Source organism: Pseudomonas sp. LB3P81, from assembly GCF_054897965.1.
The window spans coordinates 886209-901725 of record NZ_JBUBVG010000001.1; the positions used below are offsets into that span (position 1 = coordinate 886209).

13 protein-coding genes and 1 pseudogene are annotated in these 15517 nt (G+C 60.6%); 10 read left to right on the plus strand and 4 right to left on the minus strand.

Translation table 11 applies throughout. From position 1 onward, the window contains the following. The first annotated feature begins 59 nt into the window (after positions 1–59). The 5 genes from ACYZTL_RS03995 to ACYZTL_RS04015 all read left to right on the plus strand — a co-directional run bounded on the left by ACYZTL_RS03995 (position 60) and on the right by ACYZTL_RS04015 (position 3367). Positions 60–1013: a D-2-hydroxyacid dehydrogenase family protein gene (locus tag ACYZTL_RS03995; RefSeq protein ID WP_461950680.1), complete on the plus strand. Its 954-nt coding sequence runs from the start codon at positions 60–62 to the stop codon at positions 1011–1013. Between the two features lie 171 nt (positions 1014–1184). Continuing rightward, positions 1185–1502 carry a cytochrome b gene (locus ACYZTL_RS04000; protein ID WP_461950681.1) on the plus strand — a complete coding sequence of 106 codons (318 nt, stop codon included), beginning with the start codon at positions 1185–1187 and terminating at the stop codon, positions 1500–1502. 26 nt (positions 1503–1528) lie between these two features. Continuing rightward, positions 1529–2059 (plus strand): tetratricopeptide repeat protein, encoded by a 531-nt coding sequence (locus tag ACYZTL_RS04005; protein ID WP_461950682.1) that lies wholly within the window; start codon positions 1529–1531, stop codon positions 2057–2059. Positions 2060–2105: 46 nt separating this feature from the next. Continuing rightward, positions 2106–2603 (plus strand): sigma-70 family RNA polymerase sigma factor, encoded by a 498-nt coding sequence (locus ACYZTL_RS04010; protein ID WP_461950683.1) that lies wholly within the window; start codon positions 2106–2108, stop codon positions 2601–2603. Next, a complete protein-coding gene (locus tag ACYZTL_RS04015; protein ID WP_461950684.1) occupies positions 2600–3367 on the plus strand; it encodes an anti-sigma factor family protein in 768 nt (255 codons plus the stop codon). Before ACYZTL_RS04010 ends, ACYZTL_RS04015 begins: the two co-directional genes overlap by 4 nt. A gap of 156 nt (positions 3368–3523) precedes the next feature. Here the strand turns inward: ACYZTL_RS04015 and ACYZTL_RS04020 are convergent, their stop codons facing one another. Together ACYZTL_RS04020 and ACYZTL_RS04025 are read right to left on the minus strand one after the other, a co-directional pair. Further along, positions 3524–4825, minus strand: a complete 1302-nt coding sequence (locus tag ACYZTL_RS04020) for an ATP-binding protein (protein ID WP_461950685.1) — start codon at positions 4823–4825, stop codon at positions 3524–3526. A 4-nt stretch (positions 4826–4829) separates the two neighbouring features. Continuing rightward, positions 4830–5531 carry a response regulator gene (locus tag ACYZTL_RS04025; protein ID WP_084321554.1) on the minus strand — a complete coding sequence of 234 codons (702 nt, stop codon included), beginning with the start codon at positions 5529–5531 and terminating at the stop codon, positions 4830–4832. Positions 5532–5826: 295 nt separating this feature from the next. Between ACYZTL_RS04025 and ACYZTL_RS04030 the strand changes: the two genes are divergently transcribed. The 3 genes from ACYZTL_RS04030 (at position 5827) to ACYZTL_RS04040 (ending at position 10901) form a co-directional block, all read left to right on the plus strand. Further along, entirely contained in the window at positions 5827–6984 is a 1158-nt protein-coding gene (locus ACYZTL_RS04030) for an efflux RND transporter periplasmic adaptor subunit (RefSeq protein WP_461950686.1), read from the plus strand. A gap of 15 nt (positions 6985–6999) precedes the next feature. Further along, complete coding sequence (locus tag ACYZTL_RS04035; protein ID WP_461950687.1) at positions 7000–10098, plus strand: multidrug efflux RND transporter permease subunit; 3099 nt, start codon at positions 7000–7002, stop codon at positions 10096–10098. Between the two features lie 161 nt (positions 10099–10259). Next, positions 10260–10901, plus strand: coding sequence for a DUF1345 domain-containing protein (locus ACYZTL_RS04040; protein WP_461950688.1), 642 nt, complete (start codon positions 10260–10262; stop codon positions 10899–10901). 9 nt (positions 10902–10910) lie between these two features. Here the strand turns inward: ACYZTL_RS04040 and ACYZTL_RS04045 are convergent, their stop codons facing one another. Next, on the minus strand, positions 10911–11321 hold the full coding sequence (locus ACYZTL_RS04045; protein WP_461950689.1) for an Ig-like domain-containing protein: 411 nt from the start codon (positions 11319–11321) through the stop codon (positions 10911–10913). 87 nt (positions 11322–11408) lie between these two features. Here ACYZTL_RS04045 and ACYZTL_RS04050 point away from each other — a divergent pair. Both ACYZTL_RS04050 and ACYZTL_RS04055 read left to right on the plus strand, forming a co-directional pair. Continuing rightward, positions 11409–12812 (plus strand): annotated as a pseudogene (locus ACYZTL_RS04050) (fimbria/pilus outer membrane usher protein); the annotation flags it as partial. Between the two features lie 73 nt (positions 12813–12885). After that, positions 12886–13971, plus strand: coding sequence for a fimbrial protein (locus ACYZTL_RS04055; protein WP_461950690.1), 1086 nt, complete (start codon positions 12886–12888; stop codon positions 13969–13971). Positions 13972–14004: 33 nt separating this feature from the next. Here ACYZTL_RS04055 and ACYZTL_RS04060 read toward each other — a convergent pair whose 3' ends face one another. After that, positions 14005–15495, minus strand: coding sequence for a hypothetical protein (locus ACYZTL_RS04060; RefSeq protein WP_461950691.1), 1491 nt, complete (start codon positions 15493–15495; stop codon positions 14005–14007). Positions 15496–15517 lie beyond the last annotated feature (22 nt).

The window sequence follows — 15517 nt, forward strand, 5'->3', positions numbered from 1 at the left end:
CCAGGCCCTGCTCGCCTGGCTGAACAAAACCAACCCCGTTCGTTGATGAGGAAAGGCCGATGGCTGTGCAGATTGCGGTGATCGATGACTGGCAGGATGTGGCGCGCAATGTCGTGGACTGGTCGGCGCTGGATGCCATAGGCCAAGTGAATTTTATCCATGATTACCCGGCTGACAACGAGACGCTGGCAGTACGCCTGGGTGAGTTTGAAGTGATCTGCGTGATGCGCGAGCGCACCCGGTTCGACGAGGATCTGCTGCGGCGGCTGCCGAAACTCAAACTGCTGGTCACCGGCGGCATGCGCAACGCTGCGCTCGACCTCAAAGCCGCTGCCGCCCTCGGCATTCAAGTCAGCGGCACCGACAGTTACAAGCACGCCGCGCCGGAACTGACGTGGGCGCTGATCATGGCCGCGACCCGCAACCTTGTCGTGGAAGCCAATGCCCTGCGTGCCGGAAAATGGCAGCAAGGTTTGGGTGGCGATCTGCATGGCAAGACCCTCGCGATCCTCGGTTTGGGCAGCATCGGCCAACGGGTCGCCCAGTTCGGTCAGGTGTTCGGTATGCGCGTGATCGCCTGGAGTGAAAACCTGACCGCCGAACGCGCCGCCGAAGTCGGCGTGACCTATGTGAGCAAACAGGAACTGTTCGAACAGGCCGACGTGCTGTCAGTGCATCTGGTGCTCAGCGACCGCAGCCGCGGATTGGTCGACGCGAAGGCGCTGGACTGGATGAAGCCGACGGCGCTGCTGGTCAACACGGCGCGCGGGCCGATTGTCGATGAAGCGGCGCTGATCAAGGCGCTGCAGAAACAGCGCCTGGCCGGCGCGGCGCTGGATGTGTTCGAGCAGGAGCCGTTGCCGCCTCATCATCCGTTCAGGACGCTGGAAAATGTGCTGGCGACGCCGCATGTCGGGTACGTCAGCCAGCAGAATTATCATCAGTTCTTTTCGCAGATGATCGAGGACATTCAAGCCTGGTCTGCCGGAACGCCGATCCGGTTGCTGAGCTGACACACAAACCCTGTGGGAGCGGCGGTGCGACGATTCCACAGGGTTCTCCATCGACCTGACTGACTTTCACCGCCACAAACGCCGCCGTCGAATAGGCAAAAGACCGTCAGAAAGAAATGAATAATTGTTCACCCTGCGGTGTTCACCTGCCATCTCCCATGAGAATTACTCGTGAACAACCTGACCCCCGACTCGCCGATACGTTACGACCGCCTGACCATGACGCTGCACTGGCTGACCGCCGTGCTGGTGATTGGCATGTTCGCCAGCGCCCAGGCAGAACCGCTCAACTTTTTTGACCTGTTCGATGCCCCAACCTTGATCAGCTTTGATAAAAGCATGAAATCGGTGTTTGGCGGTTTGCACGAACAGGTGGCGTGGGCCATCGTGATTCTGGCCGGGCTGCATGCGCTTATCGCGCTGGTTCACCATTACGGCCTGCGTGATAACACGTTGCGCCGCATGTTGCCGGGGCATGGTTCGAACTGAGACGAATAATCCTGTGGAGCACTGCCATGAATAGCCGCTTTACTGTTATTACCGCCCCGCTGCTGCTCGCCGTTGCATTATCCAGCTCCCTGGCAATGGCCCATGGCGATGATGAAGAACCGGCCAAACCCAATTGCCCCAAAGGCCAGGTCTGGGACAGAAAGTCGCAAAAGTGCGTGATGCAGACCAGCAGCCTCGTGCCGGACGCCGATCGCACCGACTACGCCTACCGCCTGGCCAAGGACGGGCGTTATAAAGAAGCCCTGGCCTTGCTCGATACACTGAAAAACCCGAACACCGCCAAGGCGCTCAACTATCGCGGCTACGCCACGCGTAAACTGGGGCGCACCGACGAGGGCATCGGTTATTACCTGCAATCGGTGAAACTCGATCCGCAGTACGCGCAAGTCCGCGAATACCTCGGCGAAGCTTATGTGATCAAGGGTCAACTGGACCTCGCCCAAAAGCAGTTGCAGCAGATCAAATCGATTTGCGGCAACACCTGCGAGGAATACCAGGACCTGGCCGAAGCCATCCACGGCTCATCGAAAACCTGACGGGACGGAGGTCGCCATCGCCAGCGATCAGGCAATACGGGCAGAGTTGGGACAACACCTGGCGCGTTTATGGCGCTACGGCCTGCTGCTGTCCCGGCAACGGCATGTCGCTGAAGACCTGGTGCAGGCCACGTGCGTGCGGGCGCTTGAACGTGCCGGGCAGTTTGTCCCCGGCACCCGCATGGACCGCTGGCTGCTGAGCATTCTGCATTCGATCTGGCTCAACGAAGTACGCGCGCGCCGGGTGCGTCAGGGCCAGGGGTTGGTGGATGCCGATCACGCCCTGTCGTTCGACGGTGAATACGCCGCGCAGACCCACGTGTTCGCGACGCAGGTGATCCGACGCGTCGATGCACTGCCCGAAGCCCAGCGCGAAACCGTGTTTCTGGCCTACGTCGAAGGTTTGTCCTATCGCGAAGTCGCTGAAGTGCTGGACGTGCCCATCGGCACGGTCATGAGCCGACTGGCCTCCGCACGGGCGAAACTGGCCGAGTATCCGCCGTTGCACGCCGTGCCGAACCCTTCCACCGGAGAACGTCGATGAACGAACACGCAAAACCTTCAGACGAGCAACTGGTGGCCTACCTCGATGACCAACTCGACACAGACCAGCGCAGCCGCATCGACGCGGCCATCGCCGAAGATTCGGTGCTCAACCTGCGCCTGCAATGGCTGGCCCGCAGCACCCTGCCGTTCCGGGAGGTCTACGACGAAGTGACACAACAGGCGCCGCTGGACCGCTTGCAAGCCATGCTCGACACCTTGCCCTCGCCTGCCCGGCCCGCGATGAGTCGACGCTGGTTTCTTGCCGCGGCGGCCGGTCTGGTGGTGAGCGGTGTGTTGGCGGACCGGTTGTTCCTCGGCTGGCAATCGAGTCAGCGCAAAAGCAATTGGCGCGGGCTGGTGGCGAACTACATGGCGCTTTACGTGCCGCAGACACTGGAACACTTGCCCAACGACGAAGCTGTTCAGTGGGCGCAATTGCGCACCATCGACGCACGCCTGGGGCTGAACCTTTTGCCTTGGCAACTGACCCTTCCACGCCTTGAACTCAAACGTGCGCAGATCCTTGAATACGACGGCAAGCCCATTGCGCAGATTACCTATCTGGATCCGGCCCACGGCCCGGTGGCGCTTTGCGTGACACGTTCCAACAGCGGCAGCCGACACTTCGCGCACGAGCGTCGACACGAGATGAACGTGGTGTATTGGGCGGACATGGAGCATGCGTGGATGCTGATCGGGCATAACCCGGCGTCGGAGCTGGAGGAGATGGCGAAGGTGTTGCGCGGCCGGTTGAGCGCTTGATCAAATAGGTCGCGCCTGCCTCTGTGGCGAGGGAGCTTGCTCCCGCTGGCCGCGAAGCGGCCCCGACGTTAAGTCAGGTACACCGCGAGTGCAGGATTTACGACTGCTTCGCAGTCGCACGGGAGCAAGCTCCCTCGCCACAGGTTCTGCGTTGATTCAGGCCGAGTTCGGTAGCCACAACCGAAACCGCGCACCGCCCAGCGGTGAAGGTTCGACCGTGAGCGTCCCGTCCTGGGCTTCCAGCGCCCGACGGCTGATCGCCAGCCCCAGCCCAAACCCGCCCGTCGCTCGATCCCGACTGCGGTCCAAACGGTAGAACGGCTCGAAAATCCGCTCGCGTTCATCATCCGGAATGCCGATTCCGTCGTCATCGACCCAGATCTCACAGCCCCTGGCACACACCTGAACACCAATCTGAATGCGCTTCTCGCAATAGCGCATCGCGTTGCGCAACAGGTTCTGAATGGCCCGGGCAGTCAGGCGCGGGTCGAGGCTGAAGCGTTCGAGCTGACCATGAAGCAGCACGTCGATCACGATTTGCGGAGAGTCCAGTTCTTCGTCGACGCTACCGAGAATACTGTCGATGAATTCGTCCAGCGACACGTCGACCCGTTCTGGCAACCGCGCCGGATTTTGCAGGCGACTGTACGACAGCAACTCCAGCACCAACTCATCCAGTTCGCGAATGTGCGCAACCAGCGCTTGCAGGCGTTCGCGGCTGGCGGCCGGCAAGTCGTCGGACAGCGCCAGGGCCAGGCCGAAATCCAGTCGGGTCAGCGGCGTGCGCAGTTCGTGAGAGACGGCGTTGAGCAAATCCCGCTGCTGGTTGAGCAGGTTTTCAATGTCGCCAGCCATGGTGTCGAACACGTTGGCCAGGCTACCAATGTTGGAACTGGCGGAGATCTTCGTGCGCTCGCTCAAGTGACCTTTACCGAAGCGCTCAGCGGTGCCTTTGAGGCGTTCCAGATCGCGCCAGTGCGGGCGCAGCCACAGCAACAGGCACGCGAGCATGGTCGCGCCGATCAGCACGTTGATGCTCCAGTACAACAAATTGACGTCCAGCGGGTCCGGCGGCACGACCATTTGCACCACGACTTGCGCGTTCAGCGGCGCCACCGCCAGCGTGCGCCAACCCCAGTCGCCGATGCGCACAACGTTCTCGCCGCGCTGCAAACGTTGCTGTTCGGCCAGGGTGAAGCCCTCGTCATCATTACGGCTCAGGACGATGTGCAGCGGACTGAATTGCTCGTCCATCTCGGCCGCCAGCGCCGGCCATTGCGCTTCGGGCACGGCGTGAAACTGCTTGACGATGAGGGTTTGCAGCCCTCGGGAGTAATCGAGGTTGTAGGTGACGAACCGCTCCTGGAAGACCTTGATCACCACGTCCGGCACCAGATAAATCGCCGCGCTGTACGAGACGATCGTCACCAGATACAGGCGAAACAGGATTCTGAACATCGCCTCAGCATTCCCACTCGGAGCGGCTGAACAGGTAACCCTTGCCCCACACGGTCTTGATCTTGCGCGCTTCGCCGGCGTGGTCGTCGAATTTGCGCCGCAACTTGGAAATCGCCACGTCCACCGAACGGTCGGTGCCGTTGAATTCGATTCCGCGCAGGCGTTGCAGGATCTGGTCGCGACTCAGCACTTCGCCGGCATGCCGGGCCAGTACCACCAGCAGGTTGTACTCGCCGCTGGACAGCTCGACCAGTTGCTCGCGCCAGGTCACGGTGCGCTCGGACAGGTCGATACACAGATTGCCCATGAGAATGCGGTCGTTGGCGGTCTGCGGTTCGCTGAGGCTGCTGCGGCGCAACAGCGTTCGAACGCGGGCCAGCAACACGCGGGGTTCGCAGGGTTTGGTGACGTAGTCATCGGCGCCCATTTCCAGGCCCAGCACCTGATCGTGGCTGTCGTCGCGGGCGGTGAGCATCAGGATTGGCAACGTGGCCGAATCCGCGCGCAGCAAGCGACAGACTTGCAGGCCGTCGAGGCCCGGCAGCATCAGGTCGAGGATCACCAGGTCCGGCGGATTGACCCGCGCCCGTTCACGCACGTGATCGCCGCGGCTGATTACGCTGACGGAATAGCCGTTGCGTTCCAAGTAGCTGGCAATCAGTTCCGAGAGCGCGGTGTCGTCTTCGACCAGGAGAATGTTGGGCATGGGTGTTTCCAGAAAGTGCAGTGGCGCCTGTTATGCCGCCATCGCTAGCAGGCTAGCTCCCACAGGGGTTCAGTGGTGTTCACAATGTTTGTGTCCACATGAGATCCCTTGTGGGAGCGAGCCTGCTCGCGATGACTGCCTGACAGGCGCAATAAATTTCAAGCCATGAAGGATATACGCCCTCACCCACGCCTGAGCAAAACCCTTACACAATTTCACACAGCACCAACAAAGCTTCACCGCTACCCTCGTCGGCTGCCCGTAGGATGCGGGAGTTCATTACTGGGGTATTCACATGTCAAAGAACCTGCTGGCCAAGCTCAGCCTGCTGGCACTGGCGTTGACGCTGAGCGCTTGTGACAAGTCCTCGAACGCCGAAGAACAGGCGCCATTGGCCACCGTGCGCATCGAAACTCTCGACGCCCGGCCCCTGTCGATCACCAGCGAACTGAGCGGGCGGATTGCCGCGCCACGGATTGCCGAAGTTCGCGCCCGTGTCGCCGGCGTCGTTTTGCAACGGGTCTTCCACGAAGGCAGCGATGTGAAAAAAGGCGACGTGCTGTTTCGCATCGACCCCGCGCCGTTCAAGGCTGACCTGGACAGCGCCGAAGCGGAACTGCGAAAAGCCGAAGCCAATGCGTTTCAGGCGCGCCTGCAAGCGCAGCGTTATGCCCAGTTGATCGAAGGCAACGCCATCAGCGGTCAGGACTACGACAACGCCCGGGCCGCCGTACGGCAAACCGCCGCCGAGGTCGCCGCCAACAAGGCCGCCGTGGAGCGGGCGAAACTCAACCTCGGCTACGCCACCGTCACCGCGCCGATTTCCGGGCGCATCGGCCGTGCATTGGTCACCGAAGGCGCGTTGGTCGGGCAGAACGAAACCACGCCGCTGGCATTGATTCAGCAGCTGAACCCTATTCATGCCGACCTCACCCAATCAACCCGTGAACTCAACGACCTGCGCCGCTCCTTCCGCTCCGGTCAGTTGAAGGAAGTGGGTCAGGGCCAGGCCAAAGCCACGCTGATCCAGGACGACGGCAGTCTCTATCCGTTGCCGGGCAAGCTGCTGTTCACCGACATCACCGTCGACCCGGGCACCGGCCAGATCATCCTGCGCAGCGAATTTCCCAACCCGGACCTCGACTTGCTCCCCGGCAGCTTTGTGCGGGTGCGCCTGGAACAAGCGGTGAATCAGCAAGGCATCAGCGTGCCGCAACGGGCTATCCAGCGTGACAGCGCCGGTATTGCTCAGGTGCTGTTGCTCGACGCGGATCAACGGGTCGGCCAGCAACCGGTTGAACTCGGCGCCGTGCAAAACGATCGCTGGATCGTCACCGCGGGCCTCAAGCCCGGCGACCGTATCGTCATCGAGGGCCTGCAACACGCCAAGCCCGGCGAGAAAGTGCAGATCGACGACTCCCCACTTCCACTTGCCCAGGCCACTGGTCAGTAAGCAGGACGCTTTTTTATGCCGCAGTTCTTTATCGACCGCCCGGTGTTCGCCTGGGTGGTTGCCCTGTTCATCCTGCTGGCGGGCGCCCTGGCCATTCCGCAGTTGCCGGTGGCGCAGTACCCCGATGTCGCGCCACCGCAGATCGAAATCTATGCCGTGTACCCCGGTGCTTCCGCGCAGACCGTGGACGAGAGCGTGGTCAGCCTGATCGAGGAAGAACTCAACGGCGCCGATCATCTGTTGTATTTCGAGTCCCAGAGCAGCCTCGGCAGCGCCACGATCAAGGCGACTTTCCAACCGGGCACCGACCCGGAAATGGCCCAGGTGGATGTGCAAAACCGCCTGAAAGTCGTGGAGTCGCGTCTGCCGCAAGCGGTGAATCAGCAAGGCTTGCAAGTAGAGAAAGTGTCCGCCGGTTTCCTGTTGCTGATCACCCTGACCTCCACTGACGGCAAGCTCGACGACGTGGCGCTCAGTGATTACCTGGCGCGCAACGTGATGAACGAGATCAAGCGTCTGGACGGTGTCGGCAAGGCCCAGTTGTATGGCGCCGAACGGGCAATGCGGATCTGGATCGACCCGCAGAAGCTGATCGGTTTCAGCCTGACGCCAGCCGACGTCAACGCCGCCATCGTCGCGCAGAATGCCCAGGTCTCGGCGGGCAGCATCGGCGACTTGCCGACCCGCACCACTCAGGAAATCACCGCGACCATTCTGGTCAAAGGTCAGCTGTCGACCCCGGAAGAATTTGCCGACATCGTGCTCAAGGCCAATCCTGACGGCTCCACCGTGCGCATCGGCGATGTGGCGCGGATCGAGATCGGCAGCCAGGAATATCAGTTCGGTACGCGCCTGAACGGCAAACCGTCCACCGCCGTCGGCGTGCAGTTGTCGCCCGGCGCCAACGCCCTGAGCACCGCCACCCTGGTGCGGGCGAAGATGGATGAACTGGCGCGCTACTTCCCGGCCAACGTCGAATACAAGATCCCGTACGACACCTCGCCCTTCGTCAAAGTCTCGATCACCAAAGTGGTTTACACCCTGGTCGAGGCGATGGTGCTGGTGTTCGCGGTGATGTTCCTGTTCCTGCAAAATATCCGCTACACACTGATTCCGACCCTGGTGGTGCCGGTGGCGCTGATGGGCACCTTTGCGACCATGTTGGCGCTGGGGTTCTCGATCAACGTGCTGACCATGTTCGGCATGGTGCTGGCGATCGGCATTCTGGTGGACGACGCCATCGTCGTGGTGGAGAACGTCGAGCGGATCATGGTCACCGAAGGCCTGTCGCCGAAAGAGGCGACACGCAAGGCAATGAAGCAGATCACCGGCGCCATCATCGGCATCACCCTGGTGCTGGTCGCGGTGTTTATTCCAATGGCGTTCATGCAGGGATCGGTCGGGGTGATTTACCGGCAGTTCTCGTTGTCGATGGCGACGTCGATCCTGTTCTCGGCGTTCCTCGCCCTGACCTTGACCCCGGCGCTCTGCGCGACATTGCTCAAGCCGATTGCCAAGGGTGAGCATCACGCCAAGGGCGGCTTTTTCGGCTGGTTCAACAAGCGCTTCGAACAACTGACCGAGCGCTATCAGGGCTGGGTCGCCTATGCACTGAAACGCAGCGGTCGCTACCTGTTGATCTACGGCGTGCTGTTGCTCGGTCTGGGCCTGTGCTTCAGTCGTCTGCCCTCTTCGTTCTTGCCGGTGGAGGATCAGGGTTACACCATCACCGACATTCAGTTGCCGCCGGGCGCGAGCAAGAATCGAACGGTGCAGGTGGTCGAGCAGATCGAAGCCCACAACGCCACGGAACCCGGTGTCGGCGACAGCACGGTGATTCTTGGTTTCAGCTTTTCCGGCAGCGGGCAGAACGCGGCGCTGGCTTTCACCACGTTGAAAGACTGGTCAGATCGCGGCAGCGACGACTCGGCGAGTTCGATTGCCGACCGCGCCAACATCGCGCTGAGCCAGATCAAGGACGCCGTGGCGTTCTCGGTCCTGCCGCCGCCGGTGGACGGCCTCGGCACCTCCAGCGGTTTCGAGTTCCGCTTGCAGGACCGTGGCGGCCTCGGCCATGCCACGCTGGTGCAGGCGCGCACCGAATTGCTGGCGGCCGCCGAGAAAAGTCCGATTCTGATGAACGTGCGCGAAAGTGCCTTGGCCGAAGCGCCGCAGGTGCAACTGATCGTGGACCGCAAACAGGCGAATGCGCTGGGTGTTTCGTTCGCCGACATTGGCAGCGTGCTCTCCACCGCTGTCGGTTCGGCCTACATCAACGACTTCCCCAATCAGGGGCGGATGCAGCGGGTGGTGGTTCAGGCTGAAGGCGATCAGCGCAGTCAGGTCGCCGATCTGCTGAAGATCCACGTGCGCAACAGCAGCGGAAAAATGGTGCCGCTGTCCGCCTTCGTCCAGGCCAAATGGACTCAGGGGCCGGCGCAATTGACCCGTTACAACGGCTACCCGGCGATCAGTATTTCCGGTGAGCCGACACCGGGCCACAGCACCGGTGAAGCCATGGCGGAAATCGAACGACTGGTGGCGCAAGGGCCGGCAGGCTTGGGTCAGGAATGGACCGGGTTGTCGTTACAGGAACGGCTGTCCGGCAGCCAGGCGCCGATTTTGCTCGGGTTGTCGCTGTTGATCGTGTTCCTGTGCCTGGCGGCATTGTATGAAAGCTGGTCGATTCCGACCTCGGTGCTGCTGGTGGTGCCGCTCGGCGTGCTCGGCGCGGTGCTGGCGGTGACCTTGCGCGGGATGCCCAACGACGTGTTTTTCAAGGTCGGGCTGATCACCATCATCGGCCTGTCGGCGAAGAACGCGATCCTGATCATCGAGTTCGCCAAGAGCCTGTACGACGAAGGCCACGACCTGATCGACGCCACGCTGCAAGCCGCGCGCCTGCGCCTGCGGCCGATCGTCATGACGTCGCTGGCGTTCATCCTCGGCGTCGTGCCGCTGGCAATCGCCACCGGCGCCAGCTCGGCGAGCCAGCAGGCCATCGGCACCGGCGTGATCGGCGGGATGATCACCGCGACCCTGGCGGTGGTGTTTGTGCCGGTGTTTTTTGTGGTGGTGATGAAGCTGGTGCGCAAACGGCATAAAAATATCTAACCATCACCACCAATCCCTGTAGGAGCTGCCGAAGGCTGCGATCTTTTGGTCTTGACCTTCGGTAGTCTTCCTGATTTCAAAAGATCGCAGCCTTCGGCAGCTCCTACAAAAGCGCGTTTACCTGGGCTATGGTGGGGAGACTTCTGCCTCTGTGAGCTCACATGCCCTTCCTCGCCCGCACCCACCCTCGCCTGTCCGCCGCTGCCACCCTCGGCGTCGCGGTGGGCATTCTGGCTCCGGCCGACTCAATCATCAGCAAAATCCTCTTCGGCTGGAACGCCGGGGTCTGGACTTATCTGTTGCTGATGCTGCTGCTCACCGCACGCGCCAAAGCGCCAGACGTGAAGCGTATTGCCGAGGTCGAAGACGAGAACGCCGGGTTGGTGTTGTTCGTGGTGTGCATCGCCGCGATTGCCAGCCTGGCGACCATCACTTTCGAACTGGCCGGCAGCAAGGACCTGGAAACCACTCGCAAGCTGCTGCACTACGGTTTTACCGCGCTGACCGTGATCGGTTCATGGCTGCTGATCGGGGTGATTTTCAGCGTGCACTACGCCCGTCTGTTCTACACATGGGACGGCAAGGAGCCGGCGCTACGTTTTGCCGAGGGTTTGACGACACCCAATTACTGGGACTTTCTGTACTTCTCGTTCACCATCGGTGTGGCGGTGCAAACGTCGGACGTTGGAGTGGCGACTCGGGGACTGCGCAAAATCGTGTTGGCGCAATCGCTGATCGGCTTTTTGTTCAACACCGCGATATTGGGCTTTTCAATCAATATCGCGGCGGGGTTATTTGGCTGACCGCGTGCATCACGGTCTACCGGGAGTGCCAAACCAGACACCTGCCGATGTGTACACAATGCCGTTGACCGTCGCCCGAATCGAATATGAGTTCATGATTTGCCCAGGCGAACTGCTACCAGTAGCCGTAATGCTTGATTTGCCATCTTGATCCGTAGTGGTTCGGGTCTGCGACAAACGCACAGACAAGAGTGTGCTCCACTCGACATCTGCTCCGGCCAGTGGGCTGCCGTTCTCGTCCACCGCCAGCAGATACACTGTTATCGTGGAAAAGTAGGGTGGTTGATAATCGCTGACTCGCAAACCCCGGGTTTCGAAATACAAAGTTGCCAGAACCTTGAGCGGCGTTTGTGTGGTCGCAGTGACTGCGTATCGATCGTTGTAAGTCCCAACGTCGGCTGCGACAGTCACTTTGTTCATCAAAATACCCGACTGATCGGTTTTCCCGCTTAACGTGTCCAATCGCAGTTTCGCACTCGAAACCCATGCAATCTCTTTGCCCTCGGCGCCGTGGGGCGCTACAACGGTGCCGGCGATTTCGAACAACCGCTGCTGTGGCAAGGCACTCTGGCCATGGGCACGGTATGGAACTCGACACTCTATGGCGGGCTGATGACCAGTGAGTTTTATCGAGCCGGCAGCCTCGGCGTGGCTCGTGACCTGGGAACCCTCGGGGCGCTGGCCATCGACCTCACGCAGTCGAGCGCGGACATCGACGCCCTGGACGTCGGCAATCTCCAGGGCTCCAGTTATGCCGTCAAGTACGGCAAGTCTTTCGCGTCGAAAACCAGCTTGCGTTTTGCGGGCTATCGCTACTCCACCGAAGGCTATCGGGATTTCGACGAAGCGATCCAACAGCGCAGCCAGGATACGCGATTTCGCGGAAGTCGCCGTAGCCGGCTGGAAGCATCGGTTTACCAGAATGTCGGCGTGCGCAGCTCCTTGAGCCTGACATTGTCCCAGCAGGATTACTGGCAGACTTCCGAAGTCCAGCGCCAGTTCCAGTTCAATTTCAACACCCATCATCGAGGCGTGGGCTACAACCTGTTTGCCTCGCAATCATTGAGCGACTCGCGCAACAACGACCGATTGCTGGGGCTGAGCGTGACCCTGCCGCTGGACTTCGGCCACTCCGCGACAGCGACGTTCGATGTCCAGCATTCGGGCGATCGATACACCCAGCGCGCCAGCCTCAGCGGCAATGCCGATGACAACCGTCTCAATTATCGTGCCGCCGTCAGTAACGAAGACGACGGTCGCCAACAAGCCCTGGCCCTGTCGCTCGGCTATCAGACCGGTAAGGGCAGCGTCGGTGCGGGGATCACTCAAGCAAGCGATTATCGCAACGTGTCGGTCAACGCCAGCGGAGCGGTGTTGATGCACGCCGATGGCATCGAACTCGGCCCCTACCTGGGCGAGACCTCGGCACTGGTAGAAGTGCCAGGTATCGCCGGTGTCGGTGTCGTCAATGCCACCGGTGTCAGGACCAGCGAGCAGGGTTACGCGTTGGTGCCGTATCTGCGGCCCTACCGGGTCAACCGCATGGAACTGCAAACCGATCAACTGGGGCCTGAGGTCGAAATCGATAACGGCACCACCCAACTCGTGCCCCGGCGCGGTGCGGTGGTCAAGGCGACTTTTGCGGCGCGTTCGGTCAGTCGACTGGTCATCACAGGCCATACAGTCGATGGTCAACCCCTGCCGTTCGGCGCGCAGGTGAGCAACGCCCAAGGCGAGGTGATCGGCGTCGTCGGCCAGGCGGGCCAGGTCATGGTCTCGACCGGCCCCGAAGCGCAGACCCTGAACGTGCAATGGGGCGAAGACTCCGAGCCACAATGCCGGCTGTTCGTCGATCCGCAACAGATGGATCAGGCGCAAGGTTACCGGATGCAGCAATTGACGTGTGGCTGACCCTCCCCTTGCTTCACTCACTCAGAGGGACAGGAGAGTGTTCAATTCAGCCTGTCCCAGCAGGAAAGAACAGATGAAAGTAACCGCTTACCGGCTGGCAGGGCTACTGGGCCTGGCTGCCAGTTGCCACGTTCCCTTGAGCATGGCCGCGCCCAACACCTGTGAATATTCGGGCCCTGCCGGGATGAATTTCACGTTGGATGTGAGGACCCTCTATGTGCCGCAGGATGCCCCGATCGGACGGGCCATCGGCCCGGCCACGCAATTTGTCCGGGCAAGCAGCAATGGCGGCTCCGTGCTGTGCGAGAACGACAGCACTGCAACGCTGCTGTTCAACGCGCAAACCACGGTGCCATTCGTGCAGAGCGCATTGCCGGGTTTCGGCCCCCATAGTGCGACCCATACTGTTCTGCAAACCAACGTTCCCGGCGTGGGCGCCAGAATCAAATTGCGTTTCCCCTTCGATAATTCGGCCTCCAACTCATTCGTTCCCGACACCGGCGATCCAACGGTGCCTTTTTCCGCCACCCATCAACGCGCGATGGGGGCAACCCCGTTGCGATTTTCAGTCATGGAAAGTGATGTCACGCTGATAAAAACCGGTGACATAGCGCCTGGCCCGCAGACCTTGAGTGGCGAATTGTTCAGCGGATATTTCAGCGGAATCTCCGACAAAGCATTCAGTGCAGGCATCATTGGTACAGTGATTCAGGCGCATTGCGGCAGTAACAGGGTAAGCCACGATCCCGTCCCGCTTGGGGACTGGGATATCGCCGATTTCAGCGCCCCGGGCTATGCGACAACCGCGGTCCCGTTCAACATCACCTTGAGTTCCTGTGTCGCGGATCCCGGTGACGTCAACATCGCCATGGTCAACATTCGTTTCGAGGGCAGTGGCGGCTCGTTGCCGGTCACTCCACCCATTCCGGGGGTATTCAGCCTCACACCGGATTCCGTCGCAGAAGGCATAGGCATCCAGATCATGAAAGCCGACGGCTCGACTCCGCTGGAACTCAATACGGAAATCCCGCTGCAAAAAGTCATCGCGGGCGATACCGTTCTGGATTTCACGGCGCGTTTCTACCAGACCGCTGCCCCCGCGGATGTCAGGCCGGGCAGTGCCAAAGGCGCCTTGAAATTCACCCTCACCTATAACTAGGGCTCATCCGCATTGACCGCTGTCCATCAGCGGTCAATCGGTAAACGTCAACTGCAACAAAGGGAAGTTAGGCGCCGCGAGTGGCGGCCAGGTAGCGCCACCATCGAAGCTGACGTAGACCTTGCAAGACAGCGGCGTATCGCGCTGAAGACTGTCAAAAAATGCCTTGGGCACAGGCTCGGCTCTGATACCGCTGGTGAGTTCCGCTGGTAGAACCGCGCGGGGCCTTACCGCTGGATAGTAAGTTTCGCCCCCCATCCTAGGGACGCCATATATCCTGATTTCCAGGTGTTGATCTGTCGTCATCAAGGTCCAGGCGGCCAAATTCACTCGCGCGCCTGTTGTCGGGATCCTCGCGTAACTCAAACTCCCACCGCTTAGGTTCTCGCATTGAACCGTGGGTAGACGGTTTATCGGCAGTGTCTTGACAGACAACTGGCGCTCTTCAGAAGGCAAATCCTTGCCGTTCTCAACGACGAAATAAGACACCGGCAGCGTTTTACCGATAAACGCAGCCACGGATCGCATCGGAATGGCATAACGGCGTTCCCCGGCGTTTATCGGCACCAATGCCTTATGCGCCCCCACAGTGCCCGGCACTCCCCATTGCACCCAAGCCGTTTCATCCGGATAGATAATCGCTGTCTCGGGGATGACCACGACTGCGCCCGTTGGGTCCTCCAGCGGATCAAGGGTTTGCTGTTGACCGGTGCCCGCAGCTTTGTCGACAGAGGGCCAGGGCAACACGCGGGGTATCGGCGTGGCAGCAACATCCACCTCGACCGGCTCGGAATAAACACTGACGTTCCCCGCACGATCCCAGACGCGATAAAACGCGTAACGCAGACCGTCGCCGCGCTCGCGCAACAGCGAGCCGGTAATCACCACCACCACCGGTTGGAGATAATTTGTATTGTCCAGCACGATGACACCGCCCTCGTTCGCGTCACCGCGGTGTTCGCCGAAGTACCAGACGATGCGGTCTCCCGGGCGACGCGTGGAGTAGTCGGGCAGCTTGGCCAATACTTGATCCTGGTTCTCGGGCTGTTCGAGGTAACGCGCAGTGATTTGTTTAGGAGGGGGTGAAACTTCGGGAGGGAAAATCAGTTTGCTGTCGGCCGCCAAAACAGGCGCCTTGGTATCCAGCGTCATCACCAGATCAAAGGAGTAGTTCTCTGCCCCGTTATAAATGGTTGTCTTGTAATAGGTCCGGTGTTGTCCGTCATTGTTGCGCAGCCATTGACTGGGCAACACCAGGTACCGGTCTGAATCGGCGATGGGGGTTGTCCAGTATCGCGTAGCAATCGCGTCCGAATCATCATCCACAAACAACTCATACTTCTCCTCCCAGAGAGTCGGGTTGGAGAGCGGCGGTACGGTGAACCAGACTTTAAGGTCAGCGCGGGTCAATGCTTCCGGAAGCAAGCCAAGCTCACCGCCCGGAACATCGGGAAGCAACCCCTCCACTTCAGGCTTGGGCGCCGTTGGATCGAATGAGCGCTGCTGGGTGTTGTACGTGACCATGAACATGACTCCCGGGATCAGG

What these genes read in the sequence shown, in the direction of transcription:
- ACYZTL_RS03995 (WP_461950680.1), top strand. Translation starts at nt 60, where the DNA reads ATGGCTGTGCAGATTGCGGTGATCGATGACTGGCAGGATGTGGCGCGC.
- ACYZTL_RS04005 (WP_461950682.1), top strand. Translation starts at nt 1,529, where the DNA reads ATGAATAGCCGCTTTACTGTTATTACCGCCCCGCTGCTGCTCGCCGTT.
- ACYZTL_RS04015 (WP_461950684.1), top strand. Translation starts at nt 2,600, where the DNA reads ATGAACGAACACGCAAAACCTTCAGACGAGCAACTGGTGGCCTACCTC.
- ACYZTL_RS04020 (WP_461950685.1), bottom strand. Translation starts at nt 4,825, where the DNA reads ATGTTCAGAATCCTGTTTCGCCTGTATCTGGTGACGATCGTCTCGTAC.
- ACYZTL_RS04025 (WP_084321554.1), bottom strand. Translation starts at nt 5,531, where the DNA reads ATGCCCAACATTCTCCTGGTCGAAGACGACACCGCGCTCTCGGAACTG.
- ACYZTL_RS04030 (WP_461950686.1), top strand. Translation starts at nt 5,827, where the DNA reads ATGTCAAAGAACCTGCTGGCCAAGCTCAGCCTGCTGGCACTGGCGTTG.
- ACYZTL_RS04035 (WP_461950687.1), top strand. Translation starts at nt 7,000, where the DNA reads ATGCCGCAGTTCTTTATCGACCGCCCGGTGTTCGCCTGGGTGGTTGCC.
- ACYZTL_RS04040 (WP_461950688.1), top strand. Translation starts at nt 10,260, where the DNA reads ATGCCCTTCCTCGCCCGCACCCACCCTCGCCTGTCCGCCGCTGCCACC.
- ACYZTL_RS04045 (WP_461950689.1), bottom strand. Translation starts at nt 11,321, where the DNA reads ATGAACAAAGTGACTGTCGCAGCCGACGTTGGGACTTACAACGATCGA.
- ACYZTL_RS04055 (WP_461950690.1), top strand. Translation starts at nt 12,886, where the DNA reads ATGAAAGTAACCGCTTACCGGCTGGCAGGGCTACTGGGCCTGGCTGCC.
- ACYZTL_RS04060 (WP_461950691.1), bottom strand. Translation starts at nt 15,495, where the DNA reads ATGGTCACGTACAACACCCAGCAGCGCTCATTCGATCCAACGGCGCCC.